At 72.2% G+C, this 26,326-nt stretch carries 28 protein-coding genes and 1 other RNA gene; 21 read left to right on the plus strand and 8 right to left on the minus strand.

All coding sequences use genetic code 11. The annotated features are described in order from the left end of the window. Positions 1 to 4 precede the first annotated feature (4 nt). Positions 5 to 856, plus strand: coding sequence for a cobalamin biosynthesis protein CobD/CbiB (locus BMZ92_RS24655; RefSeq protein WP_091511944.1), 852 nt, complete (start codon positions 5 to 7; stop codon positions 854 to 856). Here BMZ92_RS24655 and BMZ92_RS24660 read toward each other — a convergent pair. From BMZ92_RS24660 to BMZ92_RS24670, 3 genes are all read right to left on the minus strand, one after another. Then, complete coding sequence (locus BMZ92_RS24660) at positions 807 to 1,679, minus strand: SURF1 family cytochrome oxidase biogenesis protein (protein WP_091511946.1); 873 nt, start codon at positions 1,677 to 1,679, stop codon at positions 807 to 809. The genes BMZ92_RS24655 and BMZ92_RS24660 overlap by 50 nt on opposite strands. Before the next feature lie 23 nt (positions 1,680 to 1,702). After that, positions 1,703 to 2,560, minus strand: a complete 858-nt coding sequence (locus BMZ92_RS24665) for a fructosamine kinase family protein (RefSeq protein WP_091511948.1) — start codon at positions 2,558 to 2,560, stop codon at positions 1,703 to 1,705. Positions 2,561 to 2,636: 76 nt separating this feature from the next. Next, a complete protein-coding gene (locus tag BMZ92_RS24670) occupies positions 2,637 to 3,113 on the minus strand; it encodes a low molecular weight protein-tyrosine-phosphatase (RefSeq protein ID WP_281245212.1) in 477 nt (158 codons plus the stop codon). 48 nt (positions 3,114 to 3,161) lie between these two features. On the opposite strand from BMZ92_RS24670, the gene BMZ92_RS24675 reads away from it, so the two are divergent. Genes BMZ92_RS24675 through BMZ92_RS24685 form a run of 3 tightly spaced genes read left to right on the plus strand, consistent with a single transcriptional unit; the run spans position 3,162 to position 5,793 of the window. Beyond that, the gene (locus tag BMZ92_RS24675; protein ID WP_091511950.1) at positions 3,162 to 3,977 is read left to right on the plus strand and encodes a Nif3-like dinuclear metal center hexameric protein; all 816 of its coding nucleotides are present in this window, start codon (positions 3,162 to 3,164) and stop codon (positions 3,975 to 3,977) included. Next, positions 3,974 to 4,711 carry a zinc ribbon domain-containing protein gene (locus BMZ92_RS24680; protein ID WP_091511953.1) on the plus strand — a complete coding sequence of 246 codons (738 nt, stop codon included), beginning with the start codon at positions 3,974 to 3,976 and terminating at the stop codon, positions 4,709 to 4,711. The genes BMZ92_RS24675 and BMZ92_RS24680 overlap by 4 nt, the downstream gene beginning before the upstream one ends. A 2-nt stretch (positions 4,712 to 4,713) precedes the next feature. Then, positions 4,714 to 5,793 (plus strand): bifunctional RNase H/acid phosphatase, encoded by a 1,080-nt coding sequence (locus BMZ92_RS24685; RefSeq protein WP_091512055.1) that lies wholly within the window; start codon positions 4,714 to 4,716, stop codon positions 5,791 to 5,793. On the opposite strand, the gene BMZ92_RS24690 is transcribed toward BMZ92_RS24685, so the two are convergent. After that, positions 5,781 to 7,016, minus strand: coding sequence for an SLC13 family permease (locus tag BMZ92_RS24690; protein ID WP_091511956.1), 1,236 nt, complete (start codon positions 7,014 to 7,016; stop codon positions 5,781 to 5,783). The two genes, BMZ92_RS24685 and BMZ92_RS24690, sit on opposite strands and share 13 nt — an antisense overlap. A gap of 47 nt (positions 7,017 to 7,063) precedes the next feature. Between BMZ92_RS24690 and rnpB the strand changes: the two genes are divergently transcribed. The 10 genes from rnpB (at position 7,064) to BMZ92_RS24740 (ending at position 17,183) form a co-directional block, all read left to right on the plus strand. After that, positions 7,064 to 7,449, plus strand: an RNA gene (gene rnpB, locus BMZ92_RS24695) — RNase P RNA component class A. 30 nt (positions 7,450 to 7,479) lie between these two features. Further along, positions 7,480 to 8,349, plus strand: coding sequence for an SCO6745 family protein (locus tag BMZ92_RS24700; RefSeq protein WP_091511957.1), 870 nt, complete (start codon positions 7,480 to 7,482; stop codon positions 8,347 to 8,349). A gap of 492 nt (positions 8,350 to 8,841) precedes the next feature. Beyond that, the gene (locus tag BMZ92_RS24705) at positions 8,842 to 9,108 is read left to right on the plus strand and encodes a hypothetical protein (protein ID WP_091511960.1); all 267 of its coding nucleotides are present in this window, start codon (positions 8,842 to 8,844) and stop codon (positions 9,106 to 9,108) included. A 10-nt stretch (positions 9,109 to 9,118) separates the two neighbouring features. Then, complete coding sequence (locus BMZ92_RS24710) at positions 9,119 to 9,550, plus strand: hypothetical protein (RefSeq protein WP_091511963.1); 432 nt, start codon at positions 9,119 to 9,121, stop codon at positions 9,548 to 9,550. Between the two features lie 3 nt (positions 9,551 to 9,553). After that, entirely contained in the window at positions 9,554 to 12,457 is a 2,904-nt protein-coding gene (locus tag BMZ92_RS24715; protein ID WP_091511965.1) for an ATP-binding protein, read from the plus strand. 37 nt (positions 12,458 to 12,494) lie between these two features. Next, positions 12,495 to 14,522 carry a hypothetical protein gene (locus tag BMZ92_RS24720; protein WP_091511968.1) on the plus strand — a complete coding sequence of 676 codons (2,028 nt, stop codon included), beginning with the start codon at positions 12,495 to 12,497 and terminating at the stop codon, positions 14,520 to 14,522. A gap of 8 nt (positions 14,523 to 14,530) precedes the next feature. Beyond that, positions 14,531 to 15,130 carry a hypothetical protein gene (locus BMZ92_RS24725; RefSeq protein ID WP_091511971.1) on the plus strand — a complete coding sequence of 200 codons (600 nt, stop codon included), beginning with the start codon at positions 14,531 to 14,533 and terminating at the stop codon, positions 15,128 to 15,130. A gap of 1 nt (position 15,131) precedes the next feature. Beyond that, entirely contained in the window at positions 15,132 to 16,127 is a 996-nt protein-coding gene (locus tag BMZ92_RS24730) for a C40 family peptidase (RefSeq protein WP_091511972.1), read from the plus strand. A gap of 16 nt (positions 16,128 to 16,143) precedes the next feature. Beyond that, entirely contained in the window at positions 16,144 to 16,950 is an 807-nt protein-coding gene (locus BMZ92_RS24735) for a hypothetical protein (protein ID WP_091511974.1), read from the plus strand. 44 nt (positions 16,951 to 16,994) lie between these two features. Continuing rightward, the gene (locus tag BMZ92_RS24740) at positions 16,995 to 17,183 is read left to right on the plus strand and encodes a hypothetical protein (RefSeq protein WP_091511976.1); all 189 of its coding nucleotides are present in this window, start codon (positions 16,995 to 16,997) and stop codon (positions 17,181 to 17,183) included. Positions 17,184 to 17,225: 42 nt separating this feature from the next. Here BMZ92_RS24740 and BMZ92_RS24745 read toward each other — a convergent pair whose 3' ends face one another. Together BMZ92_RS24745 and BMZ92_RS24750 are read right to left on the minus strand one after the other, a co-directional pair. Continuing rightward, positions 17,226 to 17,612 (minus strand): SCO5389 family protein, encoded by a 387-nt coding sequence (locus BMZ92_RS24745; protein WP_091511979.1) that lies wholly within the window; start codon positions 17,610 to 17,612, stop codon positions 17,226 to 17,228. 13 nt (positions 17,613 to 17,625) lie between these two features. After that, on the minus strand, positions 17,626 to 18,594 hold the full coding sequence (locus BMZ92_RS24750) for an ATP-binding protein (RefSeq protein WP_091511981.1): 969 nt from the start codon (positions 18,592 to 18,594) through the stop codon (positions 17,626 to 17,628). Positions 18,595 to 18,713: 119 nt separating this feature from the next. Here BMZ92_RS24750 and BMZ92_RS24755 point away from each other — a divergent pair, with 119 nt between their 5' ends. From BMZ92_RS24755 to BMZ92_RS24765, 3 genes are read left to right on the plus strand one after another with little or no spacing between them, the layout of a single operon-like run. Continuing rightward, entirely contained in the window at positions 18,714 to 20,117 is a 1,404-nt protein-coding gene (locus BMZ92_RS24755; protein WP_143249933.1) for an RNB domain-containing ribonuclease, read from the plus strand. Positions 20,118 to 20,120: 3 nt separating this feature from the next. Then, positions 20,121 to 20,486, plus strand: a complete 366-nt coding sequence (locus BMZ92_RS24760) for a DUF4326 domain-containing protein (protein WP_091511983.1) — start codon at positions 20,121 to 20,123, stop codon at positions 20,484 to 20,486. Continuing rightward, the gene (locus BMZ92_RS24765) at positions 20,483 to 21,247 is read left to right on the plus strand and encodes a helical backbone metal receptor (protein ID WP_091511986.1); all 765 of its coding nucleotides are present in this window, start codon (positions 20,483 to 20,485) and stop codon (positions 21,245 to 21,247) included. Before BMZ92_RS24760 ends, BMZ92_RS24765 begins: the two co-directional genes overlap by 4 nt. Here BMZ92_RS24765 and pip read toward each other — a convergent pair. Beyond that, positions 21,230 to 22,195 carry a prolyl aminopeptidase gene (gene pip / locus BMZ92_RS24770; protein ID WP_091511988.1) on the minus strand — a complete coding sequence of 322 codons (966 nt, stop codon included), beginning with the start codon at positions 22,193 to 22,195 and terminating at the stop codon, positions 21,230 to 21,232. The two genes, BMZ92_RS24765 and pip, sit on opposite strands and share 18 nt — an antisense overlap. 107 nt (positions 22,196 to 22,302) lie before the next feature. On the opposite strand from pip, the gene BMZ92_RS24775 reads away from it, so the two are divergent. After that, on the plus strand, positions 22,303 to 23,247 hold the full coding sequence (locus tag BMZ92_RS24775) for an undecaprenyl-diphosphate phosphatase (RefSeq protein WP_091511991.1): 945 nt from the start codon (positions 22,303 to 22,305) through the stop codon (positions 23,245 to 23,247). Further along, the gene (locus BMZ92_RS24780) at positions 23,244 to 24,143 is read left to right on the plus strand and encodes a cytochrome c oxidase assembly protein (protein WP_091511993.1); all 900 of its coding nucleotides are present in this window, start codon (positions 23,244 to 23,246) and stop codon (positions 24,141 to 24,143) included. Before BMZ92_RS24775 ends, BMZ92_RS24780 begins: the two co-directional genes overlap by 4 nt. On the opposite strand, the gene panB is transcribed toward BMZ92_RS24780, so the two are convergent. Continuing rightward, entirely contained in the window at positions 24,137 to 24,997 is an 861-nt protein-coding gene (gene panB / locus BMZ92_RS24785; RefSeq protein WP_091511995.1) for a 3-methyl-2-oxobutanoate hydroxymethyltransferase, read from the minus strand. The genes BMZ92_RS24780 and panB overlap by 7 nt on opposite strands. A gap of 227 nt (positions 24,998 to 25,224) precedes the next feature. Between panB and BMZ92_RS24790 the strand changes: the two genes are divergently transcribed. Further along, complete coding sequence (locus BMZ92_RS24790; protein ID WP_091511997.1) at positions 25,225 to 25,788, plus strand: DinB family protein; 564 nt, start codon at positions 25,225 to 25,227, stop codon at positions 25,786 to 25,788. Between the two features lie 237 nt (positions 25,789 to 26,025). Further along, on the plus strand, positions 26,026 to 26,326 hold a 301-nt coding region (locus tag BMZ92_RS24795; RefSeq protein WP_143249934.1), incomplete at its 3' end, for a leucine zipper domain-containing protein.

The following is a 26,326-nucleotide window of genomic DNA, read 5'->3' on the forward strand; positions in this document are numbered from 1 at the left end:
CGGCGTGAGTGCGGCGCGGGCGGTCGGGCTGCTGCTGGGGGCGGCCGCGGACGGCGTGATCGGTGGCGAACCGTTGCGCGGGGCGCTGCGCACGCTGGACCGGAAACCGGGCTACGCCGCCGGTCTCGTCGGTGGTCTCGTGGTCGCCGGTGTCGCGGCCGAGCGCGTCACGCGCCGGAGCCCGGTGTGGCAGGCGGTCGGCACGGCCGTCGCGACGTGGGCGGTGCTCGGGGGAGCCGGGCTCGCCGCCGACGGCACGGCGCTCGCCCGGGACCTCGAAGAAGGCGAACTCGACGCGGCGCGGACCACGCTCGCCGCCCTCGACGAGCGCTCCACGCAGTCGCTCGACGTCATCGGGCTGTCGCGGGCGTCGGTCGAGTCCGTCGCGCAGCACACTTCCGACGCCGTGGTGGGGCCGATGTTCTGGGGCGCGGTCGCCGGAATCCCCGGGCTCGTCGTGTCGCGGGTGCTCAGCGCGCTGCGCGGGACGCGGCTCGCCGAACTGGTCAAGCTCGTGCCGACGCGCATCGCCGCCGCGCTGACCGTGACCGGCGCCCCGGTGGTCGGCGGCTCGGCCAAGGGTGCCTGGCGGGCGTGGCGGCGGGACACGATCGCCCACCCCAGCCCGAACGCGGGCCGGATCGAGGCGGCTTTCGCGGGGGCGCTGGAAATCCGCCTCGGCGGGCGGGCGGTGTACCCGCAGGGTGTGCGCGAGCTGCCGGTGCTGGGTGACGGCCGCAACCCCGACGCGGGCCACGTGACGCGCGCCGTGGAGCTTTCCCGGGTGGTGGGGCTGCTGACCGCGGTCAGTTCTGCCGTGCTGGCTCTTCTGACCGGCCTTCGGCGGCGTCCCTAGCTTCGTCTTCGGCCAGAATTTCGGCCACGGACTTGCGCTTGCGGGCCTTCTTCTCCTTTTGACGCTCACCCATCTCGGCGAGCACCCCACCGGGCTTCAGCTCCCGGATGGTGAAGTACGCGAGCCCGCCCAGCGCCATCACGCCGAACGCGATCCACTGCAGGGCGTAGGAGAAGAACGGCCCCGCGTCGAGCTGTGGCAACGGCAGCGCGTTGAGCACACCGGGCGCGTTCTGGTCGAGCTGGAAGTACCCCGGCCGGATCGGCAGCCCACTCGACCGCGCCACCACCCGCGAGTCCACCACGTAGCTCTGCAGCTTCCCGCCGGTGGAGGCGTCGGCGAACGCGTCACGGTTCTTGGGGTCGGTCTCGTCCTGCCGGACGCGCGCGACGACCTCGACCGTGCCGGCGGGCGGCGCGGCGTAGGGCGGGACGGAGTTGTGCTCACCGGGCTGGACGTAGCCGCGGTCGATCAGCACGACCTCGCCGGTGGTGGTGCGGAACGGGGTCAGCACCTCGAACGCGGGCTCGCCCTGGACGGTGCGCAGGCGAGCCACCACCTCGTCCTCCGGCAGGTACGTCCCGGTGATCGTGACGCGCGTCCACTCGGTGTTCCGGTCCGGTGCCACGCCCGGCGCGAGCACGGTGTCCAGCGGTTTCGGCTCAGCGGTCATCGAGTGCTGCACGGCGGCGTTCTGGGCTTCGCGTTCGGAGTTGCGGTTGAACTGCCACGGTGAGAGCAGCCAGAAGCAGGCGAAAGCGAAAATCAGCACGCCCGCCACGAGGGCGAGCCAGCTGGGCCTGAGCAGAACCTTCCACCGCACGGTCCCACGGTAGCCCCGGTGGTTCAGCGCAAGCAGGCCCGGGCCGCCGACAGCGCCTGGCGGGCGTAGCCGCCGCCGAACACCGCGGCGTGCATGAGCAGCGGGAACAGCTGGTGCAGCGGCACGCGGTCGCGCCAGCCGTCGGCCAGCGGGACGCCCTGGTCCTGCGCGCCTTCCGCGTACGCGCCGAGGATGGTCTGGAGCTGTGACGTGCCGAACAGCTGCAGCATCGCGAGGTCGCCCTCGCGGTGCCCGCCGTGCGCGGCCGGGTCGATCAGCCACACGCCGTCCGCGGCCCAGTGCACGTTGCCGCTCCACAGGTCGCCGTGGATGCGGGCCGGCGGCTCGGCGGGTGCCAGGTCACCGAGGCGGTCACACAGCTTCTCGAACAGCTCCGCCTCGTCCTGCGTGAACAGGCCCTGGTCCACGCAGTCCCGCACGTAGGGCAGGACGCGGTGCCGGGCGTAGAACGTCGGCCAGTCGGGGCTCGCCTCGTTGCGCATGGGTGCGACACCCATCCACGCGTCGGCGGGGCCGCCGGGCGGTGGGCAGCCGAACGCCTCGGCGCCACGCTGGTGCAGCGCCGCCAGGTTGCGGCCGAAGGCCTCTGCGGCTTCCGGCGTCGGCGGGCCTGGTGGCACGTACTGCATGACGAGCCACTGGTCGTCGTGGCCGTGCACCCGGGGCGTGGGCAGGTCGCCGTGCTCGCCGAGCCAGCGCAGCCCGGCGGCCTCCGCCGCCGTCGCCCCGGGCCCGACGCCCTCCTTGGCGATGACGGCTTCCCCGCTCGCCAGGCTGACCAGGAAGATCGCCCCGCCCGCGCGGCGGACCCCGGTCACCTCGCCGCCGTACAGTCGCTCGACCGCTTCGCGCGCGTTCACGCGTGCAGTGTGCCCAGGTGCCCGTGCGGTCAATCGAGCAGGTGGGTCTGATCCTGCCGGATCGGGCGAATCGCGGTCAGGCGCGGTGCAGTTCGGCCCGTACCCACTCGAGCAGGCCCGGCATCGTGCGCTCGATCATGGCCAGGACCTCCTCGAACCCCTCGTCACCGCCGTAGTACGGGTCGGGCACCTCCGCGCCTTCGGGGGCCGTCGGGTCGAAGGAGCGTAGCAGCCGCACGCGGGAGGGGTCGTCGAGCTCGCGCCGCAGGTCACGGAGGTGCCCCGCGTCGGCGGCCAGCAGCAGGTCCGCGCCGAGGTGATCTTCGCCGACCTGCGTGGCGATGTGCTTACCGTCGTAACCGTGCGCTTCGAGCGTCGCGACCGCCCGGGCGTCCGCGGGCTCCCCGACGTGCCATGGCCCGGTGCCGCCGCTGCTGACGCGCACCCGGCCGGCGAGCCCCTCGCGTTCGAGGTGCGCGGAGAACACGAGCGCGGCCATCGGGGAGCGGCAGATGTTGCCGGAGCAGACGAAGCAGACGTGGAGTTCAGGCACGGCGAACAGTGTGCCCGCTCCTCCCCGGCGGATGCGAAGATCCCCGGTATGCCCGCACTCGCCGAGATCATCGCCGCACTGGAGGACGCCTACCCGCCCGAGCTCGCCGAGAGCTGGGACGCCGTGGGGCTCGTCTGCGGTGACCCGGCCGACGAGGTCCGCCGCGTGCTGGTGTGCGTCGACCCGGTCGCCGAGACCGTGGACGAGGCGATCGAGCTGGGGGTCCAGCTGATCGTCGCCCACCACCCGCTGTTGTTGCGGGGTGTGCACGGCGTGCCCGCCGACACCCCGAAGGGCGGCCTCGTGCACCGCCTGATCCGCGCGGGCGTCGCGTTGTACTGCGCGCACACCAACGCCGACTCCGCCGACCCGGGCGTCTCGGACGCCCTCGCCGAGGCCATCGGCCTGCGGGTGCTCCGGCCGCTCGACCCCAAGGGGGAGCGCACCGGCATCGGCCGCATCGGGGAGCTGCCCGAGCCGGAGTCGTTCGCCGTCTTCGTGCAGCGAGTCGCCGAAGCGTTGCCCGAGACCGAACCCGGGGTGCTCGGCGCGGGAGACCCGGACCGTCCGATCAGGACGGTCGCGGTGTCCGGCGGGGCGGGGGACGGCTACCTCGCCACCGCGACCGAGGCCGGCGTCGACGCCTACGTGACCGCCGACCTGCGCCACCACCCCGCCGGCGAGCACCTCGCCGCGGGCGGGCCCGCGCTGGTCGGCCTCACGCACTGGGCGAGCGAATGGCCGTGGTGCGAGCAAGCCTCGGCGGTCCTGCGGCGCGCGTTTGCGGGTAACGTCGACACCCACGTGTCCACCCGGCGCACGGATCCGTGGACCATCCGAACCTCAAGGGAGCGCAACCAGTGAAGGCAGACCCCGCCGTCCAGCGTCAGCTGCTCGACCTCGCCAAGGTGGACGCCGAGCTGTCCCGCGTCGAGCACCGCCGCCGCACCCTGCCCGAGCTGGCCGAGATCGAGGCCGCCGAGAAGAACGTCCGCAACCGCCGCGACGCGCTCGTCGCGACGCAGACCGTGGCCTCCGACCTCGACCGCGACATCGCGCGGCAGGAGAAGGAGATCGAGTCGGTGCGCGCCCGCGAGGACCGCGACCGCAAGCTGCTGGAGTCCGGCTCCATCCAGGCCAAGCAGCTCTCCGACATCCAGCACGAGCTGGAGACGCTGGCGCGCCGCCAGTCCGCGCTGGAGGACGACCTGCTGGAGCTGATGGAACGCCGCGAGGCCGTCGAGATGGACGCGCAGCGCACGGGCGCCGAGGTCGACAAGGCGGAGCAGGAGCTCGCCGACGCCACCCGCCGTCGTGACGAGACCTTCACCGACCTCGACACCACCCAGGCCCGCCGCATGGAGGACCGCGCGAAGCTGCTGCCGCGCTTCCCCGAGCCGCTGCTCAACCTCTACGAGCGCGTCCGCTCCCACAAGGGCATCGGTGCCGCGCTGTTGCGGGCCCGCCGCTGCGGGTCGTGCCAGCTGGAGCTGGACCGCAACACCATCGCGGAGATCAAGGCCGCGGCCGAGGACGAGGTCGTGCAGTGCGAGAACTGCGACGCCATCCTGGTGCGCACCATGGAGTCGGGTCTGTGAAGGTGCTCGTCGAGGCCGACGGCGGTTCGCGGGGCAACCCCGGGCCCGCCGGCTACGGCGCGGTGGTCAAGGACGCCGAGACCGGCGCCGTGCTGGCCGAGCGGGCCGAGGGGCTGGGCGTCACGACGAACAACGTCGCCGAGTACACCGGGCTCGTCGCGGGGCTGACCGCGGCGGCGGAGCTCGGTGCGTCCATTGTGGACGTAAGGATGGACTCGAAGCTCGTCGTCGAGCAGATGTCCGGGCGCTGGAAGATCAAGCACGCCGCGCTGCAGCCGCTCGCCGAGCAGGCCCGTGAGCTGGCGGCGCGGTTCGAGCGCGTCAGCTACGAATGGGTGCCGCGCGCGCAGAACTCCCACGCCGACCGGCTGGCGAACGAGGCGATGGACGCGCAGGCGGGCAAGCGCACCGAGGCGCCCGCCAACTCGCCCGCGCGCTGGACGGGGGCGCAGGGCAAGCCCACGCGCCTGCTCCTGTTGCGGCACGGGCAGACCGAGATGTCCGTCGACCGGCGCTACTCCGGCCGTGGTGACGTGCCGCTGACCGAGCTGGGCCGCCAGCAGGCCGCGGCTGCGGCGAAGCGTCTCGCGGCGCTGCCGGGGGTGGCCGAGGGCGGTCCCGTGCCGATCGTCGCGTCCCCGCTGACCCGCACGAAGCAGACCGCGCAGGCCGTCGCCGACGCGATCGGCGGCCGCGTCGAGACGCACCAGGGCCTCCTGGAGACCGACTTCGGCGACTGGGAGGGTCTCACCTTCAAAGAGGCCGCCGAGCGCGATCCCGAGCTGCATTCCCGCTGGCTGCGTGATTTCACGGTGCCCGCACCCGGCGGCGAGAGCTTCGAGCGCGTGCACCGGCGGGTGCTGGCGTTCCGGGACGAGCTGCTGGAGACGCACGCCGGGCGGACGGTGATCGTGGTGAGCCACGTGACGCCGATCAAGTCCCTGCTGCGCATGGGCCTCGACGCGGGGCCGTCCCTGCTGTTCCGGCTGCACCTGGACCTGGCGTCGCTGTCGATCGTCGAGTTCTACCCGGACGGCAACGCGTCCGTGCGCTTGGTGAACGACACCTGTCACCTGAGCTGAAGAACGGCCCAAAGTGCGACGGTCGACGCGGCGAGCGTCGTGGGCACGGTGAGCGCGCCCAGGCGGAGGAAGTCCCGCCAGCGCGGGGTTTCCCCGGCCGACATCAACACCCGCCGCCACAGCAGCGTCGCGAGCGAACCGAGGTAGGTCGCGTTCGGGCCGAGGTTCACGCCCAGCAGCATCGCCAGCACGATGCCCGGCGCCGGATGCGGCCCCAGCACCGACAGCAGGAGCAGCGTCGCGGGCAGGTTGTTGACCAGGTTCGCCAGCACCGCCGCGAGGACCGCGGTGAGCAGCAGCTGCGGCAGCCCGGCCGAATCGGGCAGGAGCGCCCGCAGCGGCTCGCCCAGCAGGTGCCGCGAGACGGCCTCGACGACGACCGCGAGCCCCAGCACGAACAGGCACAGCAGCGGGTTCGCCTCGGCGATCAACGTCGGCACCCGCACGCGGCGTGCGGACAGCGCCCGCGCCGCGAGCACGACGGCGGAGATCCCCGCGACGACCCCCGGTTCGACGTGCACCAGTGGGGCCAGGCCGAACCCGGCCAGCGTCACGCCCAGCACGACCAGTGCGAACACCGGTGCCGGCGGCACTTCCCCCGCCGGCGCGGTGGCCCTGCCCGACAGGTCGAAGAACCGCAGGAACACCGCCAGCTCGACCGCGGTCGTCACCAGCCACGGCAGGGCCATCAGTGCGCTGAACCCGGCGAAACTCAGGCCCGAGGCCGAGAACGCGAGCAGGTTGGTCAGGTTCGAGACGGGCAGCAGCGTGGACGCCGAGTTGGACAGGTGGGCGCACGCGTAGACGTGCGGGCGCGGCGGCAGGTCGAGCCTCCGGGCCGTCGCGAGCACGACCGGGGTGAGCAGGACGACCGTCGCGTCGAGGCTCAGCACCGCCGTCGTCCCTGCGGCGGCCGCGAAGGTCAGGACCAGCAGGCGCCGCGGTTTCCCCCGGCACGCCACGGCCAGCCGCGCGCCGAGCCACGTGAACACGCCGTCGAGGTCGGCCAGGTGCGCGAGCAGGAGGATCGCCGCGAGGAAACCGAGCGTCGGCAGCAGGGTGCGGGCCTGCGCGGCGGCGTCGGCGGGGGAGACCCAGCCCAGCAGCAGCACCAGCCCGGCCGCCGGCAGGGCCACGGTCGCCTCGGGCAGGCCACGCGGGCGTGCCGTCGCGAACCCGAGAACGGCGACGAGCAGCACCAGACTCCCACCCGCTGCGACCACGCGCTGACGCTAACCGATGGCCCGCGCGTTACCCTGATCGGCGCGGACGAGTTGGCCGGGCGGCCGCGAGGGGCGTGCTCGCCCTTCGAGGAAAGTCCGGACTCCGCAGGGCAGGGTGGTTGCTAACGGCAACCCGGGGCGACCCGCGGGACAGTGCCACAGAAAGCAGACCGCCCCGGCTCCCGAGCCGGGGTAAGGGTGAAACGGTGGTGTAAGAGACCACCAGCACCCCGGGTGACCGGGGTGGCTCGGTAAACCCCACCCGGAGCAAGGCCAAGAGGGCGCCTGGCGACAGGCGCCTGCGCAGGCGTTCGAGGGCTGCCCGCCCGAGCCTGCGGGTAGGCCGCTCGAGCCTGCCGGTGACGGCAGGCCTAGATGGATGGCCGCCGCCGCGCAAGCGGTACAGGATCCGGCTTACAGGCCAACTCGTCCGCCTCCGCCGATCGTGTGGGAAGGTACCGGCGTGGAGAGCGAAGAAGCCCGCACGCTGGCCCACCGGTGTCACCGAGCCCTCGATCCGCTGCATTCGGCGGTCTACTTCGCACCGGAGACCGACCAGCTGCTGTCGGAGCTCGGGCTGCGGCGTGGGCGGATGAGCTACTTCGCGAGCCGCGCCGCCGCGATGGGCGCCGTGGGCGCGGGCACGGTCGCGGCCACCTTCTACAACTTCAACCCCGTGCTCGTCGCGAAGCACATCCCCCGGGCCTGGGAGCTCGCGAGCCCGGAGCGCGTCCTCGAAACCCGGCTCGCGGCGGCAGACGCGGTGTTGCGCCGTCTCCTCGGCGAAGCGGTGTCCAGCGATGAAGTCGCCGAAGCGGCTTCGCTGGCCAGAACCGCCAGCGAGGCTTGCACGCCCGAAGGTCGCCCGCTCTACGCCGCGCACGCCGACCTCGACTGGCCGTCCGAGCCGCACCTCGCGCTGTGGCACGCGATCACCCTGTTGCGGGAGCACCGCGGTGACGGGCACATCGCCGCGCTCGTCGCGCACGGCGTGCGGGGGTTGACGGCGTTGATCACGCACACCGCCACGGGCAAGGGTTTCGTCCCGGCCGCGGCGAAGGCCACGCGTGGCTGGTCCGACGAGGAGTGGGACGCCGAGTGCGCGCGTCTCCAGGCCGAAGGGCTCCTCGACGCCGAAGGCGGCCTGACCGAGCAGGGTGAGCAGTTGCGGCAGAGCGTGGAGGACCAGACCAACGCCGCGGCGGTCGCGCCGTGGCGGCACCTCGGAGCCGAACGGGCAGCGCGGCTGCACGAACTGGGCCGCGCGCTGAGCCGGGCGGCGGTCGCCGCGGGGGCGTTCCCGGCGGGGATGTTCGCGGCGCCACGGGCCTGAGGACGAGTCGGACCGGTCTGCTGGCGCGTTTTCCCCGAACCGCGTTCCCGCCGTTGACCTGCACGGACTGTGATCGCCCCGGGGAGATGACCATGCGTGCGGGCAACCGGCCCATGATCGACTACTCCGCGTGGCCCGTCACAGGCGGGTAGCGACGCCGCCACCATTCAGGGCATGCCACACTATCCGCGCCGGTGTCGAACGGCGTGTCGGGCGAACCCAGAGTGAGCAGAACGCTCGCCGGTCACGTCAGTTGCAACATACGGGTGGACGGGGTTAATCCTGAGCGGCCTGGCAACGATGATGGAGGGCGACGAGTTCAGGGAGAGTGGCCGTACTGTGCCTGGTGAGGATCGACTGCCTACGACGGAGAGCACTTTGACCGTTACCGGTAGTCACGCCATCATGATGTAGACCAGACCGGACAAGCTCCAGCCCGTGGGCCCGCCCGGTGACCCACCTGACCACACTCCTCGCACCCGGGAGTACGCGATGACCATGATGACGCTTGTGAGCCACCTGGCGCAGGGCGAGATCAAGACCCGAGGCGTCCAGCAGTGGATGCTCGACAACATCATCCCGCTGGTACTGCTGGCCGTCGCGTTGCTGTTGCTCTGGCTCGGCGGCGGCAAGGGCGACAACGCCGGTGTCATGCGCCGGCTGGCGGGCGTCGTGATCGCGCTCGCGATCGTCGGCCTCGCCGTGAGCGGGCTCGGCGTGAACGTCGGCGAGTGGATCGCCGGCCTGTTCACAGGCTGAGCGGGCTCTCGTGCGGATTCGAACCGACGACGAGGTCTACCGGGTCGACGCGGTCTGGCTCGGTCCTCCGAAGGCCACTTTTCCCTGGCGGGCGCGGTACGTCGCCTGGGGTGTCGGCATCGCCGTGTTCCTGGTGGTGCTGACCGTCGAACGGCAGCTCGGCGTCGGGTTCGGGTTCTTCTCCACGGCGTGGGCGTTCGTGGCAACGATCTTGATCACCAGACTGATCACGAGAAAGATCAGTCACGAGCGCCCGCTCGGTGCGGTGTTCACGATGTGGCTGCGGGAGCTGCACACGCCGAGGGAGAGGACGAGAGGGGAGGGCGGCGCCGTGACCGCCGCCAAGCTCCGGGTCCGCCCGCAGCGTCCGTTGCCCAGGAACAAACGCCCTGACAGGCCCCGAGCACGCCGTGACCGCGGCGCTGCTCCGGCGAGGAGGTAGCTGTTGTTCGGTCGCCGGAAGGACCAGGAGCGCGACGCGGGTGGCGCGGGCCAGTGGCAGCCGCGGCCCGTCCGTGGCGCTTCGGCCGGTGCGAAGAAGAACCAGGGCAACCGGCGGTTGCCCGGTGAACAGGCCATTCCCAGCTACACCCCGTCCATCGCGGCCCGCAGCATCGACGGCCACCTGCTCCGCACGGGGCACGAGGTCTACGCGTGGTACCGGCTGGCGCCGCAGCGCTGGTCGTTCCGGTCCGACTCCCAGCGCCGCGACCTGATCGCGGCCATCGCGGGGCAGTACGCCGAGCTGCAGGGCCGCTGGCTGCACCTGCGCGTGACCACCCGCCCGTACCCGATCCGGATGTGGGCCGAGGCACACGTGCACAACGCCGTGGGCCGTCCCCAGGACGTCGCGGGCGCGCTGTCCTTCGACGACTACCTGATCGGCGAGCAGCAGCAGCTGATGGGCCGTTCGATGGCCGAGAAAGAGGTCTACCTGGGCATCCAGGTGCAGACCCGCCGGATGGTGGACCGCGCGGTGGAGAGCGCCGCGCCGCTGCTGCGCAGGATCCTGCCGGAGGCGGTGGACGCGGAGCTGACCGCGCTGGACTCCGAGGTCGAGCACCTCGACCAGGTCGTCGGCGCCTCCGGGCTGGAAGGGCGTCCGGTGCACGCCGAGGAGATGTCCTGGCTGATGCACCGGTCGTGCTCGCTGGGCCTGCCCGCGCCGCGGAACCTGCCGGCGGTGCCGGGCACGGAGTGGGAGCCGGAGGACCTGGCGAGCTTCACCGACGCCGCGGACTTCCACGCCGAGCCGTACGCGCCGACGCTGACGGTGCGCGGGCGCACCGGCTCGAACGCCGGCCTCACGCGGCACGTCGCGGTGCTGACGGTGGGGCAGATGCACGGCCTGCAGATCCCCGAGGTCGACGACCCGTGGGTGCAGCACGCCGACCGGCTGCCCGCTTCGGTGGAGTGGTCGGCGCGGATCTACGTGCGGCGGCCCGAGGAGGTCGCCGGTGAGCTGCAGCGCCAGATGAACAAGGTGCGCTCGCAGGTCAAGCACTACACCGACGAGCACGAGCTGGAGCCGCCGCAGTCGCTGGCGCGCCAGGCGTCGCGGGTGCTGGAGATCGACGACGAGATGACGTCGGGGTTCACGGCGCTGGCGACGCGGGTGCGGTCGTGGTGGCGGCTGGCGGTGTCGGGGCAGACCGAGCGCGAGGCCCTGCGCCTGGCGCAGCAGCTGCTGGACCTGTACAAGCCGAAGGTCGCGATCGAGCACCCGGAGGCGCAGTACGCGATGGCGCGGGAGTTCATCCCGGGCGAGCCGCTGGCGTCGTCGGCCTACATGCGCCGGGGTTCGGTGGTGTGGGCGGCCGCGGCGGTGCCGACGGCCACTGCGGAGGTCGGTGACCGGCGCGGCATCCTGCTGGGCGAGACGGTCACCGCGACGCGGCGTCCGGTGGCGTGGGACCCGTGGATGGCGCAGGAGATCCGCGACGGCTCCGGGCTGACGGCGATGGTCGCGGGCCTCGGTGGCGGTAAGTCGTTCCTCGGCGGCGGCATCGTCTACAAGACGTTGCGGGCGGGGGCGCACTGGACGCTGCTGGACCCGTCGGGTCCGCTGTCGAGGTTGTGCGACCTGCCGGAGATCCGGCCCTACGCGCGGCCCATCAACCTGCTCAACGCGCAGCCCGGCATCCTCAACCCGTACCGGGTGGTGGCGGAGCCGCTGCTGGAGCACTTCCTGGACGAGGACGACCCCGAGCGGGCGTGGCGGCGAGAACGGGCGCTGGCCGGCGCGACCCGACGGCGGTTGGTCCTCGACGTGCTGACCGGGATCCTGCCGTACGAGGTGGCGCGGATGCCGCAGAGCCGCATCGTGCTGCTGCGCGCGGTGCGTGCCGTGGGCGGGCGGTACGACGCGGACCCGGGGCAGGTGATCGACGCGCTGCGGCGGGATTCCAGCGAGCACCACGAGCACGCGGTCGTGGTCGCGGACTTCCTCGACGAGATGCGGGAGCGCATGTCGCTGCTCATCCCGGAGGACGACGCCGACCCGTACTCGGAGACGCGGGACGACCGGCTCACGGTGCTGACGATGGCGGGCCTGACCCTGCCGAAGGACGGCGTGGGCCGCGAGCACTGGACCGACGCCGAGGCGCTCGGCGTCGAGATGCTGAACCTCGCGGCGTGGCTGACGCAGCGGTCGGTGTACGAGAAGCCGAAGGACCTGCGCAAGGGCGTGTGGATCGACGAGGCGTTCTTCCTGTCGGAGGTGCCGACGGGGCGGGTGCTGATGAACCGGTTCGCGCGTGACTCGCGGAAGTGGAACGTCCGCGTGCTGCTGTCGTCGCAGATCCCGGCGGACTTCCTGAAGATCCAGGGGTTCGTGGCGCTGCTGGACTCGGTGTTCGTCGGCAGGCTCGACGACGACGAGGCGCAGGCCGACGCGTTGCGGCTGCTGAAGGTGCCGGTGGGCGTCGGGTACGAGCAGGTCGTCGCGGCGCTGGGCAGGCGGCCCGGCGCGCACCGCGACGCGGAGCGTGACCGCGAGCCGCGCCAGTTCATCTTCGGTGACGGTGCCGGTGGCGTGGAGCGGATCCGCGTGGACTTCTCGGGGCCGCACCTGGAACACCTGCGCGCGGCGATGGACACCACGCCGGGTTCGAAGGACGCGCTGCCCGCCGACAACCGCGCGTCGCGCGAGGCCGAGGAGGCGGAGGCGCCGCACGTGCCGGCACCCCCGCCCGACGACGAGCTGGAGCAGGACCTGGAGCTGGCCGCGGAGCGCGAGGTCGGGCTGACGGAGGAGCAGATCCTCGCCGAGGACGTCCCGGGCGGCGCGGAACACGCGACGGCGGGCAAACGCGGCGGCGGCGGCGGTCACGGCCGGGACGCGGCATGAGCGACGCTTGCGCTTCCACGCCGCGTGAGGGGGCCGCATGACCACGGTCCTGACGCTGGGTTTCGTACTGGCCTGCGCTTGGGGGTGGCACGCGGTCAAGGGATTCGTCCGGAGGGGCGGCTTCCGCGGCAAAAGACCCGGCCGCTGGGCGACGGTCACGATGGTCGCCCTGCTGCTCGGCCTCCAGGCGGTGGCCACCGCCCCGGCCGCCTCGGCCGCGGCCTGCGGGGAGGCGCCGACGCCGGAGCGGCCGGGTGCGGGCATGGTCGGCGCCATCGATCCGCCCGCCACGCACGGGGAAAACGGCAGCGCGTACCTGGACTACAGCTACGCCGGGATGGTCTGGTACGTCTACCAGACCGACTGCGGTCCGCTGTCCGGCATTACCAGCCCGAACTCGACCATCGACACGTGGGCGGGCAACGAGCTGTTCAACATCGGCAAGAACCTCGTCGGCGCCACGAACTCGCTGCACTACACAGTGATGGAGGGCGGCCTCCTCAACCCGATCTACAACGCGGTGAAGAGCGGGGCCGAGAAGGTCTACAACAACATCTACGCGCAGCTGTTCGGCATCGCCGCGTTGCTGCTGGCGATCCTGATGTTCCGCAACATCTGGCGCGGGGACCTGGCGGCGGTCAGCAAACGCGCGTTGTACGGGCTCGGGGCGGTGTGGCTGGCCGCGTCCTCGCTCGCGATGCTGCGGTACTTCGACCCCATCGACAAGGCGATCGTCCAGACCACCACGAACATCCAGGCTGGGTTCGTCGACGACTCGGGTGATCGCGTGGTCCGCGAGATCCTGCCCACCGAACTGCACACGCAGGTGGTCTACAACAACTGGCTCCGCGGTGAGTTCGGCGCGCCGGACGCGACGCAGGCGAGGCAGTTCGGCAGGCCGCTGCTGGACGCGCAGGCCTTCACGTGGGACCAGATCCGCAACGGCGACGACGCCAACCAAGCGGTGGTGGACGCGAAAAAGGCTTCGTACAAGAACATCTCCACCCAGCTGGGCACGGCGACGCCGTATTTCACGGGTGAAGGCGGCAGCCGCACCGGCGCAGGCTTCCTCGCCCTGCTCCAGAGCCTCGTCTACGCCCTGTTCCAGCTGCTCGCCAAGGCGTCCGTCCTGCTGGCGCAGGTGCTCATCCGGCTCTTCGCCCTCACCGCGCCGCTCATCGGGCTCGTCGCGCTCGTGCACCACGACATCCTGCGCCGCGTGGCGAAGGTGCTCGGCGGGGTCGGCTTCAACCTGATCGTCCTCGCGGTGCTCGCGGGCGTGCACGCGTTGTTGCTGCAGGCCATCTTCGCCGCGGGCAGCTCGCTGTCGATGCTCACGCAGATGGTCATGGCGGGTCTGGTCACGGTGCTGCTGTTCCTCGTGGGACGACCGGTGCGGCGGCTGTGGCAGATGGTCGAGATGTCCGTCGGCATGGTGGGTTCCGGCATCCCGGCCCCGAGCGGCCTGTTCTCCCGCTTCCGCAAGAAGCAGGGCCCCACCCCGCAGGACGAGTTCTGGCAGAACGTCCGCGACTCCGACGACAGCGACCTCGAAACCCGCGGCCCCATCGGCGCGACGGCCGGCGGCGGGCGGTTCCGCCCGGAGGCCACGATCTTCGCCAACTCCGAGCGCCTCGACGGCTCCATGGCCCACCGCCCGGCGGCCGCGTGGTCCGGTGCGCTGCCGGGCAACGCCCGTCGCCCCGCCTTGCCCGCCGGTGGCGGGCCCGGGGTGCGCCCGGGTTACGCCCCGGCAGGCGGCAGCTCGGACGACTACGTGTACTCCGCCCCGCCCGGCACCACCCGCCGCGCGGACGCCGGCTGGGCCCCGCCGCGACAGCCGAGCCGCCGTGTCGACACCTCTCCCGTCTTCGACCGCGACATCGACCAGGCCGACGCCGTGGTCGTGCCCTCGCGGTTGCGCCCCGCGCACCAGGCGCCCCGCGTCGCCACGGCCCGGCCGCGACGGGTGGAGCCGGAGCTCGTCGGCGGCAGGCCCGTGCACGTGCTGTACCGGCCTTCGCGGGGCCTCGAGGTCCGTGACACCGACCAGGCCGTGCGGTGAGGTGACCGATGCCGATCAGGACGAACCGTGGCCGCGCGGCCGTGTACCGGCGCCTGTGGGGTTTTCCGCTCCGCTCGCCCCGGCACCTCGCCGGGACCGCGATCGCCGTCGCGGTCCTGCTCGTCGGGCTCGGGATCGCCATCCCGCAGCTGCTCGGGCCGCGCCAGAGCGACCAGGTCACCCCGGCCCGCATCAAGGACCCGTCGTCGTCCTCCGCCGCCGCGGTGCCGCCCGGCACGTCGTCCACCACGCTGCCGACCCGCCTCACGGCGCCGCTCGTGCAGCCGACGTCCGCGGCACCGGCCCCGGAGGCGCTCGACGTCGCGAAGCGGTGGGCGCAGGCGTGGGTCAACCACCCGGACGGCATCACGAACGCCCAGTGGCTCGACGGCCTGCGCCCGTACACCACCGAGGAGTACCTGGCGCAGATGTCCACTGTGGACCCGCGGAACATCCCGGCGAAGCAGGTCACCGGTGAGCCGAGGGCGACCGAGTCCTACACCAGTTCGGTGCTGGTCATCGTGCCCACCGACGGCCCCCAGCTGAGCATCACCGTCGCGCGGACCCCGGGCGGCTGGCTCGTCGCCGGCTACGACCAGGCGAGCTGACATGCGGATCGGGCTGCTCGTCGGGGTGGTGGTCGCCGCGCTGTTCGCGGCGGTGTTCACCACGGGTGTCGTCGCCAAGGTGGTCACCGACCAGCAGGCGGCGCAGGCGCAGGTGCGGAACCTCAGCTGCGACGCCGCTATCGGCCCGACGGACGCCGGTGACGTGCAGACCGCGCAGGGGCAGGTGGACCGGCTCACCCCCGAGCAGCGCGGGATCATCGGGCAGATCATCGCGATCGGCAAGCAGCGCGGGCTCTCGCCGCGGGCGTGGCAGATCGCGATCCAGGCGGGCATGACCGAGTCCGGCATGCGCAACCTCAGCTTCGGTGACCGGGACTCGCTGGGCATCTTCCAGATGCGGCCGTCGATGGGCTGGGGCACCGAGGCGCAGCTGCAGGACATCCCCTACCAGATCAACAAGTTCTACGACGTGCTGCTCGCCGTGCCCAACTGGGACGGGCAGCGGCCGGGCGACTCGGCGCAGGACGTGGAGCGGTCGGCCTTCCCCGACCGCTACCACCGCTGGGAGCCGATGGCGGCGCGCCTGGTGCAGGACCAGGGCCAGGTGGCCGACATGAGCGGCTGCGGGCAGAGCGTGGGCCTGGCGCTGCCGGCGAACAGGGCGGCGGCCGCGGCGATCGCGTTCGCGCTGGGGGAGCAGGGGAAGCCGTACGTGTGGGGTGCGACGGGGCCGAACTCGTACGACTGCTCCGGGCTGATGCTGCGCGCGTACGAGGCCGCGGGCATCACGCTGGACCGGGTGTCGCGCGACCAGTACCACGACGGCGCCATGCTGCCCGTGCGGGACGCCCAGCCCGGTGACCTGCTGTTCTGGGCCTACGACCCGGCGAACCCGAACACGATTCACCATGTGGCGATGTACCTGGGCGGTGGGAAGATAGTGGAGGCCCAGCAGACCGGCGTGCCGGTGCACGTCCGCTCGGTGTCGTTCGACGAGGACGAGCTCGTGCCGCAGGCCGTGCGGCCGGGTGTGTGACGCAACGGAGAGGCTCGTGGCTAAGAAATTCGGGAAGCGGTCCAAGGCCGGGAAGGACCCGGCCGAGCTGTTCGGCGCGCCTGTCCCGCCGCCGCGTTCGGCCGTGCGCCCCGCGTCGAGCACCCCGCTGGCCGATTACCTGGCGCCGGGCTGGCCCGGGGTGGACGACAACTACGTCGTGCTGCCGCGGTCGCTCGCCGAGGGCATGTCGTTGCCGTGGCAGCAGCAGATGTCGGCGTTGCTGGCGCAGTTCCACCAGGCGCACGGGAACCTGTCGTGGCCGGTGTACCGCGTGGTGCCGTCGCGGTACGAGAACCTGGTCGACCTCGACGAGGAGCAGCTCGCCGAGGCGGGCTACCTCGTGGAGATCGACGCCGACGGCGACATGGTGTACCGCGAGCGCAGCGGCCGGAAGGTGGAGGACCCGGAGAACACGCGCGTGCTGGTGTCGGTGCTCGACCCGATCCCGCCCCGCGGCCGCAAGCCCGCCGAGCCCGCCGCCCCGGCGCCCGAACGCCCCCGCGCGGTCCCCATGAACATCCCGCCGGCCCCGGTCTGGCGCACGACGCCGACCGCGTCGACGCAGCCGGTGCCGCCGCTGCCCGAGCCCGCCGTGCGGCAGCCACCACCGCCGGAGGCGCCTCCCAGCGAGGAATCGGACCCGCAGCCGGAGGAGCAGGCTCCCGCCCCGGACGAAACCGACACCCCGCCCCGCGGCATCCCGGTGAGCGAGCGCGGCTGGTTCGACGAGTACGCCGACGAGCCGGCCCAGTTCGGCCCGACCGGGCAGCCCACCGAGCTGCCGTACCGCTACCGCCCCTGACCGACGGCATGACAGCGGGCGGCCGACCTGCGAAGCTCGAAGCCATGAAGGACGCGAACCCCGACCAGGGTTGGTACTACAACACCAGGACCGGCGAGGTGGAGCACCTCGAACGCTCCCGCTCGATCGACCTCCTCGGCCCTTACCCGGACGAGGCGACGGCCCGCCGCGCGCTGGAGATCGCCAGGGAGCGGACCAAGCAGGCGGACAAGCAGGACGCCGACTGGGACTGAACGACCGGTGCCCCGGCCGCGGGCCGGGGCACCGGATCGCGCTCAGCAGTCCCGCAGCTCCGGGCTCTGGTTGCGCAGCTGCCCGGCGGGCGAGATGAACTCCCGGTAGCCCTCGCCGTCCACGGCGGACGGCCGGAAGGCGGCGACGCGGTGGCAGTTCTGGAACGCCAGCTTCATGCCGAAGTGGCGCTCCAGGCCGCCCCGGATCGCGTCCGACGCCAGCGCGCGGAGCAGCTGACCGCGTTCCGCCTCGCTCGGCGGCGGGGTGGCGTGGTCGGCGAAGTCGGCGTGCTCGAGCCCGGCCGCCACCTCGCTGATGATCTGCCACGCGTAGGGCAGCGAGTCGCGCACGCAGGCGACGAACTCGGCATCGGTCACTTCACCTGACTCGGCGCGCTCCAGCAACGCGGCGGGTACGTCCAGTGACAACGGTTTCTCCTTCTCACTCGGTTACCGAAGACCCGGCCATCGGGCCGGGGACGAACTCGGGGTCGACCTGCTCGGCCAGGTCCCGGCCGGCCCGGTCGTTGCCCCAGGAACGGGCGTTGCGCAGGTGGAACTCGACCGCCTGCCGGTGGTAGCGCGCCCAGTCGCGCTCGACGGAATCCACAGTGGACAGCAGCGCGCCCAGCGCCGCCAGGTTCTCCGGCTCCAGCGCGCCGATCGGCCGCGCCCTGCCGCGTTCCGCGGCCCGCACGTGCCCCGACGCCCGCAGCCAGCACAGCAGGTCGTCGCCGAGCTCCGTGCGCAGGAAGGCCACGTCCTCGTCGTCGGTGACCTTGTTGCCGACGACGGCCAGGCGCACGCCGAAGTCGCGGGCGTAGTCGGCGTACTGCCGGTACACGCCGACGCTGCGCAGCGTCGGCTCGCACACCAGGAACGTCACGTCGAAGCGCGTGAACAGCCCCGAGGCGAAGGCGTCGGCGCCCGCGGTCATGTCCATCACGACGTACTCGTCGCGGTCATCCACCAGGTGGTTCAGCAGGAGCTCGGCCGCGCCGACCTTGGAGTGGTAGCAGGCGACGCCGAGGTCGTCCTCCTCGAAGCGGCCCGTGACGCCGAGCCGCACGCCGCCGACCTGCCGGAAGCACGCGTCGGTGATCGGGTTGTCCTCGAACGGGCGGAGCAGCCGCGAGCCGCGTCCCGGCGGGGTCGTCTTGATCATGGCGTCGGCGCTGGGGATGCGCGGGTTGTCGCCCCGCAGGTAGTCCTTGATGAGCGGCAGGTGCTCCCCGAGCGTCGGCAGCGCGGCGGCCTCCTCCTCGCTCGCCCCCAGCGCGACGGCCAGGTGCTGGTTGATGTCCGCGTCGATGGCGAGCACGGGTTTTCCGGCGGCGGCGAGGTAGGCGGCGAACAGGGACGCGCACGTGGTCTTCCCGCTGCCTCCCTTGCCCACGAAGGCGACCTTCACGACGATCTCTCCATCCCGAAAACGATATCGATTTTCAGTACCAGATGGGCGAAGATACACCCGGGTGGCCCAGTCCCGAACGGGGGATCAAGACCGGCGATCCGGGTTAGGGTGGGAACGTGCCTCGCTCGGCGGCCGGCTCACCCACGGCGGACGGGGGCTTCGGTCACCTGCGCGCCGAGTTCGAGCTGCCGGAGTCCTTCCCCGCCGACGTGCTGGCGGAGGCCGAAGCGGTGACGGCGAGCGACGCCGGCCGCGAGGACGCCACGGCGCTGCCGTTCGTGACCATCGACCCGCCCGGCGCCAAGGACCTCGACCAGGCGATGGTGCTCACCCGCCGTGGCGACGGGTTCCGGGTGGACTACGCCATCGCCGACCTGGGTGCCTTCGTGGTCCCGGGCGGCCCCGTCGACCGGGAGGCCCGCCGCCGCGGCCAGACGATCTACCTCCCGGACGGCGCGGTGCCGCTGCACCCGCCGGTGCTGTCCGAAGGGGCGGCGAGCCTGCTGCCCGGCGCGGTCCGGCCCGCCGTGCTGTGGACGATCGACCTCGACTCCCGCGGCGAGCCGACGGCCACGCGGGTGCGGCGGGCGCTGGTGCGCTCGGTCGAGCAGTTCGACTACGACACGGTCCAGGCGGCGCTGGAGGCCGGCCGCGCGCACCCCTCGGTCGAGGCGCTGCCCGCGCTGGGCAGGCTGCGGCGGCAGCTCGCGGTGGCGCGGGGCGCGGTGGAACTCCAGCTGCCCGAGCAGATCGTGAACGGCGACGTCGGCGCGTGGCGGCTCGGCAAGCGCCCCCGCAACGACGTGGACGCGTGGAACGCGGAGATCTCGCTGCTGACCGGGATGGCGGCGGCGTCGATCATGATCGAGGCCGGGATCGGGGTGCTGCGCACGCTGCCCGATCCGGACCAGGGTTCGATCGACTGGCTGCGGCGCTCCGCCCACGCGCTCGGCATCGACTGGCCCGCCGAAACCGGGGTGGCCGAGATGCTGGCCGGCCTGGACCCGACGCGGCCGGAGTCGATGGCGCTCTACGCGTGCACGACGCGGCTGCTGCGCGGAGCGGGGTACACGGCGTTCGACGGCGAGCTGCCGCCCTCGACGGCACACGCGGGCATCGGCGCGCCGTACACGCACGTCACGGCGCCGATCAGGCGGCTCGTCGACCGGTTCACCGCCGAGGTCTGCCTCGCCGTGACGGCGGGGCGGCCGGTGCCGGAGTGGACGCGCGCCGCGCTGCCCCTGGTGCCGTCGTTGATGGGCACCTCGGACGGGCTCGCCGCGCGGGTCGAGCGGGCGTGCATCGACCAGGTCGAGGCTTGGCTGCTGGCGGAGCGGATCGGCGGTACGTTCGAGGCGGTCGTGCTGCGTGCGGACGACGCCCGCGCGGAGATCCTCGTCGAGGACCCGCCGGTGACCGGCAAGTGCGCGGGCGCGAACCTGCCCGAGGGGGAGCGGATCACGGTCCGGCTCACCGGGGTGGACGTCGGCAGGCGCAAGGTGTCTTTCGAACGGGCGTGAGCGATGGAGAAGTGGACGGACGCGGAGCGGAAGCTGGCCGAGCGGGTGCAGGCAGGGGAGGCCGTGGTGGTCAACGTGCGCAAGTCCGGCCCGCACAAGCACCTCGTGCCCTGGCTGGTCGAGCAGGGGCTGCTCACGTACATCGGGCACGCCGGGCCGCGGCACTCATGGCCGGAGTCGGACTTCGCGAACCCGTTCGTGCGTGAGGCGAAGAAGGACCGGAAGGCGATGGTGCGGCACTACCGCGAGTACCTCGACGGCCGCGAGGACCTGCTCGCGCGGCTCGGGGAGCTGAAGGGCCGGGCGCTGGGCTGCTGGTGCGCGCCGCAGCCGTGCCACGGGGATGTGCTGGTGGAACGGCTGCGATGACGCTGTTCGACGACCTCGGCGAGGACGTGCCGCTGCGCGGGCTCCCGGAGCGGGTGGTGTCGCTGGTGCCGTCGCTGACGGAGGCGGTGGCGACCACGGTGCCGGGCGTGCTGGTGGGTGCGACGGACTACTGCACGCATCCATCCGATTTGGACGTTCCCCGGGTCGGGGGTTCCAAGTACCCGAAGCTCGACAGGGTGTTCGAGCTGAGCCCGGACCTCGTGCTGGCCAACTCGGAGGAGAACCGGCCCGAGGACGTGGAACGCTTGCGTGCCAACGGGTTCCCGGTGTGGGTCACCGAGGCGCCCGCGACGGTGCCGCACGCGCTGGCGTCCCTGCGGCGCCTGCTGACCCAGGCCTTCGAGGTGGACGAGCCGCGCTGGCTCGTCGAGGCGGAGGAGCTGTGGCGCGAGACGCGGCCGGTGCGGCGCCGGGCCGTGGTGCCGGTGTGGCGGAAGCCGTGGGTGATCCTCGGGCGGGACACGTTCGGCGGCGACGTGCTGCGCCGGCTGGGAGTGTCCATTGTGTACGGCTCGGAGGCCGACCGGTACCCGCGCCCGAAGCTCGACGAACTGCGGTCGTGGTTCGCCGAGGGGGCCGCGGACCTGCTGGTGCTGCCCGACGAGCCGTACCTGTTCACCGCGGAGGACGGGCCCGAGGCGTTCCCCGGCGTGCCGTACGTGCTGGTGTCCGGGCGGTACCTGACCTGGTACGGGCCTTCGCTGGTCGCGGCACACGCCGAACTAAGCGCGGTGCTCTGACCGTCGGAACTCGTCCGTCGCGACGCGGAGCTGCTTCAGCGTTTCCGGTTCCGTCACGGCGTGCCCCGCGTTGTTGACCAGGCACAACCGCGCGCCCGGCCAAGCCTGGTACAGCTCGTAGGCCGTCGCCGGCGGGCACACGACGTCGTACCGCCCCTGCACGATGAACCCCGGGATGCCAGCCAGCCGCCCGGCGTCCCGGATCAACTGGCCCTCCTCCAGCCAGGCGCCGTGCGTGAAGTAGTGCACCCCGGCGCGCGCGAACGTCAGCGCGAACCCCGGCTCCCGGTGCGCGTTCCGGAGCCGTTCGTCCGGGATGAGGGTGCCGATCGAGCCCTCCCAGCTGCTCCACGCGACCGCGGCGGCCTCGCGGGTGCGGGGATCGGCGAGCAGTTCCGCGTACCCGGCCAGCGGATCGTCCCGGCGCTCAGGCGGGAGGGGCTCGAGGAACTCAGCCCAATACTCCGGGTACAGCTGCGCCGCGCCGCCGCGGTAGAGCCAGTCCAGCTCGCGCTGCCGCACCGTGAACACCCCACGCAGCACCATTTCGGACACCCGCCGCGGATGCGTCTCGACGTAGGCCAGTGCGAGCGTCGCGCCCCACGAACCGCCGAACACGAGCCATCGCTCGATGCCGAGGTGTTCCCGCAGGCGCTCCATGTCCGCCACCAGGTGCCACGTGGTGTTCACCGCGAGATCGGTTTCCGGGGCGGTGATGGAGGGCACGCTGCGCCCCGCGCCGCGCTGGTCGAACAACACGATCCGGTAAGCCGACGGGTCGAAGTGCCGTCGTGACAACGGTGACGTCCCCGCGCCGGGACCGCCGTGCAGCACGACCGCGGGCTTCCCCTCGGGGTTGCCGCAGACCTCCCAGTACACGCGGTTGCCGTCGCCCACGTCCAGCAGGCCGCTGTCGTAGGGCCTCAACGGCGGGTAAAGGGCGTCCATACCGCACCACTCTGCCGGACCTCCGGCTCCCGCCTCACAGGGTGTTCCCCTTCGGGTCAGGTACGTTCGACGCGGAATACCGCTTCGCCTTCCCCGAAAGGTCCTCAATGTCCGCAGTGACATATTTCGAGGCAATTGTCGTCGGCGCCCTGCAGGGTGTGTCGGAATTGTTCCCGGTGTCCAGTCTCGGGCACAGCATTCTGCTGCCCGCGTGGATCGGCGGGAAATGGGCGCAGGACCTCAGCATGGGCAAGGACTCGCCGTACCTGGCGGTCCTCGTCGCGATGCACGTCGCCACGGCGCTCGCGCTCGTCGTGTTCTTCCGCCGGGACTGGGTGCGGATCGTGCGCGGGCTGTGGACCTCCATCCGCGACCGCGAGGTCGCCGACCCCGACCAGCGGCTCGCGTGGCTGCTCGTGCTGGCCACCATCCCGGTCGGCATCGCCGGGCTGCTGCTGGAAAGCGCGTTGCGCAACTTCCTCGGCAAACCGGTGCCCACGGCGATCTTCCTCGCGCTCAACGGCGCGGTCCTGCTCGCCGTGGAACGGTTCGGCCGGGCGAAGCAGGAAGCGCCGCCGGTGCCGGCCGCCGCCGAACAGACGATCGACTTCTCCGCCGAGGTCACCATGCCGATGCGGGCCATCAGCGTCGAGGAGGCGTCGGACCGGCGGCTGTCCAGGCTCGGCGTCGGCGAGGCCGTGCTGATCGGCGCGGCCCAGATACTGGCGCTGTTCCCCGGGATCAGCCGGTCCGGCATCACGATGGTGGCGGGCCTGCGCCGCGGCCTGAGCCACGAGGACTCGGCCCGGTTCGCGTTCCTCCTCGCCACGCCGGTGATCCTCGCCGCGGGGGTGCTCAAGATGCCGTCGCTGTTCACCGAGGAAAACCGCGCGTCACTCGGCCCCGCGCTCGCCGGCAGCATTGTCGCGGGTGTCGCCGCGTATATCGCCGTCCGATTCCTGACCTCGTATTTCGAGACGCGCACGCTGACGCCGTTCGCGATTTACTGCGTGGTCGCCGGAATCGCCAGCCTGGGATATTTCCTGGTATGACCGTCCCGCTTTCCTGGGGGCGGATCCTCACGGCCTGGACGCCCGACGTCCCGGCGATCGTCTTCGTCCTGCTGCTCGGCGGCGGCTACCTGTTCGCCGCGCGCCGGGTCCCGGCGTGGCCGCGCGGCAGGACCACGGCGTTCCTCGCGGGGCTGGCCACGGTCCTGCTGCTGACGTGCTCGTTCCTCGGCGTCTACGACGACGCGTTGTTCTGGGTGCGGGCACTGCAGGTCGTGGTGCTGCTGATGGTCACCCCGCTGCTGCTGGCGCTGGGCGCCCCGCTGACGCTCGTGCTCGCGACGGTGCCGTTCGCGGACCGGCTGCGCCGCATCGGGCGCGGGACCCTCGCGCGGGCGCTCACGTTCCCGCTGGTGATCACGGTCCTGCTGATCGTGCCACCGTTCCTGATCTACCTGACGCCGCTGTACGAGCTGACGCTGCGGCACGGCGCGATCGACGAGCTGGTCCGGCTCCTGCTGGTCTGCTGCGGGTTCTGCTACTTCTGGACGCGGCTGCGGCTCGATCCGACGCCGCGTGAGGACCACCACCTGGTGTCGTTCGGCATCAGCTTCGCCGAGGTCGTCGTCGACGCCGCGCTCGGTCTCGTGCTGTGGCTCGGGCCGCTGCGGGCGGCGGGCTACTACCACGCGCTGGCCCGCACGTGGGGTCCCGACCTGCGCACCGACCAGATCGTCGGCGCCGGGATCCTGTGGATCGGCGGCGACCTCGCCGGCCTGCCGTTCGTCGGCGCGCTGTTCACGCGCTGGATGCGTGACGACGACCGGCAGGCGAAGGAGATCGACCGCACGCTCGACGAGCAGGAGGACGCCGGTTCGGGTCTGTGGTGGGAGAACGACCCCCAGCTCGCCGAGCGGTTCAGGCGCCGCCGTCAGTGAAAGGCGTGCTCCGGCGCGGGGAACTCGCCGCGGCGCACCTCGTCCGCGAACGCCGTGACCGCGCCGGAGAGGACCCCGGCGAGGTCGGCGTAGCGCTTGACGAACCGGGGCGCCTTGCCGCGCCGCAGGCCCGCCATGTCCTGCCACACCAGCACTTGCGCGTCGCAGTCGGGCCCGGCGCCGATGCCGACCGTCGGGATCTTCAGCTCGTGCGTGATCCGCTTGGCGACCTCGGCGGGCACCATCTCCATGACCACCGCGAACGCCCCGGCCTCCTGTAGCGCGAGCGCGTCGGCGACCAGCGCGTCACCGGCGTCGCCGCGGCCCTGCACCCGGTAGCCGCCGAGGTTGTGTTCGCTCTGCGGGGTGAACCCGATGTGCCCCATCACGGGGACGCCGGCGGTGGTGAGCGCTTCGACGTGCGGCGCGAACCGCCGTCCGCCTTCGAGCTTCACCGCGTGCGCGAGGCCCTCCTTCATGAACCGCACCGCGGTCGCGAGCGCCTGTTCGGGGGAGAGCTGGTACGAGCCGAACGGCAGGTCCGCCACCACGAGCGCCCGCTTGGCCGCGCGGGTGACCGCGCGGACCAGTGGCAGCAGCTCGTCGACCGTGACCGGCAGGGAGGTCTCGTAGCCGAACACGTTGTTGGCGGCCGAATCCCCGACGAGCAGCACGGGGATCCCGGCCTCGTCGAACAGTTCGGCGGTGTACATGTCGTAGGTGGTGAGCATGGGCCACGGTTCGCCGCGGTCCTTGAGCTCCTGGAGGTGGTGGATGCGCACCTTCTTGGCGGGTGCGCTCCGCTGGACGCCGCTGCCGTAGGGCGCGGCGGTCTCACCAGTGGGGGTGGACATCGTCGTCGACCAACCTTCCCTCGAGGCCCTCGCCGGGTCCCCGGGTCGTGGATCTGGGAAGTCCAGCGTGACACCGGGACACCGGCGGGCGCGAGCGCGTGCGATGAGCTTCACACGGCGCGGTGACCCGGGAGGCGCGAATTCCGTTGCGCCCCAGGACAATTCCCCGAATTGTCAGTACCCCCTGGCATGATCCCCCCAAAACCACCTCAGAGAGGAGCCCGGAAATGCCCGTGCACGTCCACCCGGTCCGCGACGAACGCGAAGGTCTGCTCGCCTTCCTGGCCCAGCAGCGGTACGTCCTGCGTCTCGCGGCGCACGGCCTCACCGACGAGCAGGCGCGGATTCGGACCACCGCAAGCGCTTTGAGCATCGGCGGCCTGCTGAAACACGCGGCGAGGACGGAGCGGGGGTGGATGGCGAGGGTGCTGCAACGCAGACCACCGGACCAGTCGGGTGATTTCGAACTGGCGAGCGATGAGACGTTGGATAGTGTCCTGGCGGAGTACGGTCAGGTGGGCCGCGAAACGGAGGAGGTGGTGGCCGGCATCCCGGATCTGGGCCATCCCGTGCCGGTGCCCCGCGCGGCCCCGTGGTTCCCGGCGGAGGTCGAAGCCTGGTCGCTGCGGTGGGTCCTGCTGCACCTGATCCAGGAGACGGCGAGGCACGCCGGCCACGCCGACATCATCAGAGAACACCTGGACGGCGCGAAGGCCTTCGAACTCATGGCAGCAGCCGAATCCTGGCCCGATTCGCGGGGGATCCAGCCGTGGGGCCGGGAGGAGGGGTGACGGTCGTGCCCGCTGGGGGACGAGTTCTTCCGCGGTCGATCGGTCGGCACGCTGCCATCCCGCAAGCGCTTGCGCCGCCTCCGCCGGTCGAGGCCGTGGTAGCGCGGTCTAGCTGTGATGTCCAGGGACGTTGTCCCGGGTTGAGGTGACTGGTGACGGCCTGTCGTGCAGACAGGTGAAGGCCTCCGGATGTGAAGTGGAGCTGTCGGGGAACCGCTTCACCGACTGGAGGCCTTCGTGTCCCACCCTAACGCCACCCTGACCCCACGCACCCGGCTCCGACTCGCCCAGCTGATTGTCGAACAGGGCTGGACCTGCACCGCAGCGGCGAAGATGTTCATGGTCGCCGCGAAAACCGCGGCCACGTGGGCCGACCGCTACCGGCGCGAAGGCGCCGCCGGGATGGCCGAGCGCAGCTGCCGCCCGCACCACAGCCCGGCCAAAACCTCGCCCGCACTGGTGCGGCAGATCGTGCGACTGCGGTGGCGGCAGCGGCTGGGCCCGGTCCAGATCGCCGGCCGGCTCGCCCTGCCCGCCT

Origin of the sequence: Amycolatopsis sacchari (assembly GCF_900114035.1) — a bacterium.
Classification (GTDB): Bacteria; Actinomycetota; Actinomycetes; order Mycobacteriales; family Pseudonocardiaceae; genus Amycolatopsis_E; species Amycolatopsis_E sacchari.

What these genes read in the sequence shown, in the direction of transcription:
- BMZ92_RS24675 (WP_091511950.1), top strand. Translation starts at nt 3,162, where the DNA reads ATGCCCGCACTCGCCGAGATCATCGCCGCACTGGAGGACGCCTACCCG.
- BMZ92_RS24705 (WP_091511960.1), top strand. Translation starts at nt 8,842, where the DNA reads ATGACCATGATGACGCTTGTGAGCCACCTGGCGCAGGGCGAGATCAAG.
- BMZ92_RS24720 (WP_091511968.1), top strand. Translation starts at nt 12,495, where the DNA reads ATGACCACGGTCCTGACGCTGGGTTTCGTACTGGCCTGCGCTTGGGGG.
- BMZ92_RS24725 (WP_091511971.1), top strand. Translation starts at nt 14,531, where the DNA reads ATGCCGATCAGGACGAACCGTGGCCGCGCGGCCGTGTACCGGCGCCTG.
- BMZ92_RS24730 (WP_091511972.1), top strand. Translation starts at nt 15,132, where the DNA reads ATGCGGATCGGGCTGCTCGTCGGGGTGGTGGTCGCCGCGCTGTTCGCG.
- BMZ92_RS24740 (WP_091511976.1), top strand. Translation starts at nt 16,995, where the DNA reads ATGAAGGACGCGAACCCCGACCAGGGTTGGTACTACAACACCAGGACC.
- BMZ92_RS24760 (WP_091511983.1), top strand. Translation starts at nt 20,121, where the DNA reads ATGGAGAAGTGGACGGACGCGGAGCGGAAGCTGGCCGAGCGGGTGCAG.
- BMZ92_RS24765 (WP_091511986.1), top strand. Translation starts at nt 20,483, where the DNA reads ATGACGCTGTTCGACGACCTCGGCGAGGACGTGCCGCTGCGCGGGCTC.
- pip (WP_091511988.1), bottom strand. Translation starts at nt 22,195, where the DNA reads ATGGACGCCCTTTACCCGCCGTTGAGGCCCTACGACAGCGGCCTGCTG.
- BMZ92_RS24775 (WP_091511991.1), top strand. Translation starts at nt 22,303, where the DNA reads ATGTCCGCAGTGACATATTTCGAGGCAATTGTCGTCGGCGCCCTGCAG.
- BMZ92_RS24780 (WP_091511993.1), top strand. Translation starts at nt 23,244, where the DNA reads ATGACCGTCCCGCTTTCCTGGGGGCGGATCCTCACGGCCTGGACGCCC.
- panB (WP_091511995.1), bottom strand. Translation starts at nt 24,997, where the DNA reads ATGTCCACCCCCACTGGTGAGACCGCCGCGCCCTACGGCAGCGGCGTC.
- BMZ92_RS24790 (WP_091511997.1), top strand. Translation starts at nt 25,225, where the DNA reads ATGCCCGTGCACGTCCACCCGGTCCGCGACGAACGCGAAGGTCTGCTC.